At 72.5% G+C, this 4,194-nt stretch carries 4 protein-coding genes; 1 reads left to right on the forward strand and 3 read right to left on the reverse strand.

Annotated features, from left to right (window positions below; translation table 11 throughout):
* Positions 1-77: 77 nt before the first annotated feature.
* From ACWDS7_RS46965 to ACWDS7_RS46975, 3 genes are read right to left on the reverse strand one after another with little or no spacing between them, the layout of a single operon-like run.
* On the reverse strand, positions 78-872 hold the full coding sequence (locus ACWDS7_RS46965; RefSeq protein WP_451934593.1) for an ABC transporter permease: 795 nt from the start codon (positions 870-872) through the stop codon (positions 78-80).
* Positions 869-1,639, reverse strand: coding sequence for an ABC transporter permease (locus tag ACWDS7_RS46970; protein WP_451934594.1), 771 nt, complete (start codon positions 1,637-1,639; stop codon positions 869-871). The genes ACWDS7_RS46965 and ACWDS7_RS46970 overlap by 4 nt, the downstream gene beginning before the upstream one ends.
* Before the next feature lie 48 nt (positions 1,640-1,687).
* Complete coding sequence (locus ACWDS7_RS46975) at positions 1,688-2,656, reverse strand: ABC transporter substrate-binding protein (protein ID WP_451934595.1); 969 nt, start codon at positions 2,654-2,656, stop codon at positions 1,688-1,690.
* 271 nt (positions 2,657-2,927) lie between these two features.
* On the opposite strand from ACWDS7_RS46975, the gene ACWDS7_RS46980 reads away from it, so the two are divergent.
* Complete coding sequence (locus tag ACWDS7_RS46980; protein WP_451934596.1) at positions 2,928-4,175, forward strand: flavin-dependent oxidoreductase; 1,248 nt, start codon at positions 2,928-2,930, stop codon at positions 4,173-4,175.
* Positions 4,176-4,194 lie beyond the last annotated feature (19 nt).

Here is a 4,194-nt window from a genome sequence, read left to right on the forward strand (position 1 = left end):
GCCCGTCGTCGGGGTAGCCGGCGTTGCGCCAGCGGCTGTAGCAGCCTCCGGGCGCGTCCGCCGGCCCGAGGGCGGGTTCAGCCCCGTGCCGGATGCCAGGCGAGCACGCGCCGCTCCACCCGGAGGAAGGCCGTGTTGAGGCCGTAGCCCAGCAGGCCGATCAGGGTGATGGCCGACCACATCGACGGGATGTCCAGCTCGCTCTGGGCGACCAGCATCCGGTAGCCGATGCCCTCGGTGCTGCCGACCAGCTCGGAGACGATCATCATGATCAGGGCGAGCGAGACGCTGAGCCGAAGGCCCGCGAATATCTTCGGGGCGGCGGCCGGGAGGATCACCAGCAGCAGCCGCCGGCCCCGGTCCAGCCCGAAGACCTGGGCGGCCTCCAGATACCCGCGGTCCACGTGGCGGGCGCCGTCCGCCGAGTTGATCAGCACCGGCCACATGACGCCGAACACGATCGCGGCCACCTGCATCGGGGCCCCCACGCCGAACAGCAGCAGGAAGATCGGCAGCAGGGTGGGCGGGGGGACGGACCGGCCGAGCTGGATCAGCGGGCCGGCGTACTCCGACAGGCGCACCGAGCGGCCGACGGCCACCCCGGCGACGACTCCGGCCAGGCACGCGGCGCCCCAGCCGAGCGCCAGCCGGCCCAGGCTGGGCAGCACGTTGCCGAGCGCGTCGTCGGTCAGGAAGAGCCGGGTGGCCGGCCCGGACAGCCACATCTCGTGCAGCCGGGCCACGATCACCGAGGGCGGCGGGAAGTAGACCGCCCCGGCCCACCGGGTCAGCAGCTCCCAGGCCACGAGCGCGACGGGCACGATCCACGACCGGATCAGCAGGCCCCTCACCCGGATCAGCAGGCCCCTCACCGGACCTCCCCGGCTCCGGCGCGACGCCAGCCGAACAGCCGGTGCTCGGCGGCGACCAGCAGCGCGTTGAGGGCCAGGCCGATGACCCCGGTCCAGACGACGGCGGCGAGCATCACGTCCCGCCGGTTCCCGGCCGCCGCGTCGCTGAGGAAGGTGCCGATCCCGGTGCCTCCCGCGACGAGCTCCACGCTCACCGCCACGATCAGGGCGACCGAGGCCGCGATCCGCACGCCCGTGACGACGAACGGGGCCGCGCTGGGCAGCGAGACCCGGAGCACGACGGCCAGCGGGCCGAAGCCGAAGCTCCGCAGGGTGTCCTTGGCCAGCGGGTCCACCTCCCGCAGGCCGTACACCGTGTTGATCAGCAGCGGCCAGGACGCGGTGAACACGATGAGCGCGACCTTGGCCTGCGCGCCGTCGGCGAACAGGAACAGGGCCAGCGGGATCAGCGCCACCGAGGGGATCGGCCGGAGGAACTCGATCAGCGGGCGCAGCGCGCCCTCGACCGCGGGGACCGTCCCCAGCAGCAGCCCGGCCGGTACGGCCGCCGCCACCGCGAGCAGCAGCCCGCCACCACAGGCCAGGAGGGTGTGGCCGGCGGCGGCCAGGAAGTCCGGGTCGGCCGCGAGCCCGGCCGCCCTGGCCGTCACGGTGGAGGCGAGCGGCAGCAGCAGCGGGTCGACCAGCCCGGTGCGGCCGAGCGTCTCCAGCACGGCGAGGAGGGCGGCGACGCCGGTGACGCCGCGGCGGGCCGTCCGCGGGTTCACCGGTCACGCCCCTCGGGGCGCGGGCACGTCGTCATCCGGGCGCGGCCGTCACCCCGCCACGAGGGCGGTGGCGTCGATCTTGGTCTTGGTCAGCCCGAACTCGGACATGAGGTCGGCCACCCGCTGGACCCGCGCGGCGTCGAGCGAGGTGCTGAAGGTGCCCAGGGTCATCTCCGCCGCCACGTCGGCCGGGATCCGGGTGTAGGCCGGGATCACCCTGTCCAGTTCGGCCCGGTCGGAGGCGGCCAGCTTCTGGGCCCTGCCCAGGGCGCGCTGGAAGGCGGCGGCGGTCTTCGGGTGCTTGGCCGTCCAGTCGGCGCTCGCCGCCCAGCCGTCCAGGGGGAGCCCCTCGGTCGGGCCGGTGAGGGTGTCGACCAGGACGCGGGCCGACAGCTCCTTCTTGGCCGCCGAGATGTAGGGCTCGGTCATCCAGGCCGCGTCCACCCGGCCCGCCCGCAGCGCCGCGAGCTGCTCGGCGAAGGGCACCGGCACGAAGCTGACGTCCGCGGGGGCGAGCCCGGCGGCCTTCAGATGGGCGCTGGTGGTCACCTCGCCGAGCGCCTTCACCACGTTCACGGCGATCTTCTTGCCCTTGAGGTCACCGGTCTTCTTCAGCGGCGAGTCGCCGGTGACCAGCACACCGTTGACGCCCGGCGCCCCCTGCTGGGACTCCACCAGCATCTTGAGCCTGGCCACCCCGGAGTCCTGGATGGCGATCAGGGAGACGTAGCTGGTCAGGAAGGTGTCGATGGAGCCGTTGAGGATCTTCGGCATGACGGCCTGGGGCGCCTGGATGGTCTCCGTCCTGACCTTCAGACCCTCCTGCTCGAAGAAGCCCTTCTCCATCGCGATGAACAGCGGCGCGGCTGAGGGGACGGGCACCACTCCGACGGTGATCTCCGTCTTCTCCGGCCCGTCGCCGGTCGCGGGCCGGGCGGCGCCGGTGTCCGCACCGCCGCACGCGCTGAGCGCCAGCGCGGCCACCACGGCGGCCAGGCAAGCGTTTCTGATTCTCATGAACTCCCCCTTTGAATGGATTGATGAATTTCATGAGTGGAATCGGAACGGGCCTGCACGCCTAATGGTCCCCCGTCTCCGCGATCTTTGAAGCGACAGCGACTCTAGCGGAGGGAATTCGGCCCGGCCATGCCGTTCCCGCCATGGTGCTCCAGATGAACGCCGGCCGGAATTAACTATTAAGGCGTGGCATAAGTCCATGAGTTATGATCTTGCGCGGAGATCGGTCCGGTGAAATCCCGGCCGGGACGAGGACCGGAACGAGGAGCGGATGCGCGTATTGGTCATCGGAGGCGGGATCGGCGGCCTCACCGCCGCGCTCAGCCTCCACGCCGCGGGAATCGAATGCGTGGTCGCGGAGTCGGCCGCGGAATTGCGCCCACTGGGCGTGGGCATCAATATCCAGCCCCACGCCGTCAGGGAGCTCACCGAACTCGGGCTGGGCGAGGAACTGGCGGCGATCGGCGTCCCGACCAGTTTTCAGACCTACACCGACCGCTTCGGCGGCACGATTCTGTCGCTGCCCAGGGGGAGGGCCGCCGGCTACCGCTGGCCGCAGTACTCCGTCCACCGGGGCGTGCTGCAGATGTCGCTGCTCGACGCGGTGCGCCGCAGGCTCGGCGCCGGGGCGGTCCGGACCGGCCTGACCTTCCAGGACGTCACCGAGGGGCCGGACGGGATCACCGCGTCGCTGCTGGAGACGGGTACCGGACGGCGCGTCGACGTGGCCGCCGACGTGCTGGTGGGCGCCGACGGCGTCCACTCGGCCGTGCGGGCCCGGCTCCACCCGCACGACGGGCCGCTGCTGTGGGGCGGTGTCCGGATGTGGCGGGGGATCACCGAGGGGCGGCCGTTCCTGGACGGCGCCACGGTGGCCGTCGCCGGGTCCAACCTGTCGTGCAAGTTCGTGGCCTATCCCGTCTCACCGGACCGGACCCAGGTCAACTGGGTGGCGGAGGTGAAGGTGGCCGAGGGCGGGCCGGTCCCGGTCGCCGACTGGTCGCGGGAGGGCCGGCTGCAGGACGTGCTGCCCCACTTCGCGGACTGGCGGTTCCCCTGGCTGGACGTGCCGGAGCTGCTCACCGGGGCCGGGCGGATCCTGGAGTACCCCATGGTGGACAAGGATCCGCTCCGGTCGTGGGGCCGGGGCCGGACGACCCTGCTCGGTGACGCGGCCCACCCCATGTATCCGGTCGGGTCCAACGGCGGCTCGCAGGCCGTGCTCGACGCCCGGGTGCTGGCCCGCTCCCTCGCCCGGTCCGGTCCGGTCGAGGGCCTGGCCGCCTACGAGGAGGAGAGGAGGGCGGCCACCACCCCGCTCGTCCTGGCCAACCGGGAGATGCCGATGGAGCGGACCCTCGCGATGGTGGCCGAGCGGGCGCCGCTGGGCTTCGGCGACATCTCGGAGGTGCTCACCCCCCAGGAGCTGGCCGAGATGGCCGCCGACCAGGGCCGGATCACCGACATGGACGTCAGGTTCCTCAACGAGCGGCCCTCCTGGAACGCCGACGGCCGGTGACGCGGATCCCCGCGTCACC

The organism is Streptosporangium sp. NPDC003464, from assembly GCF_053588315.1.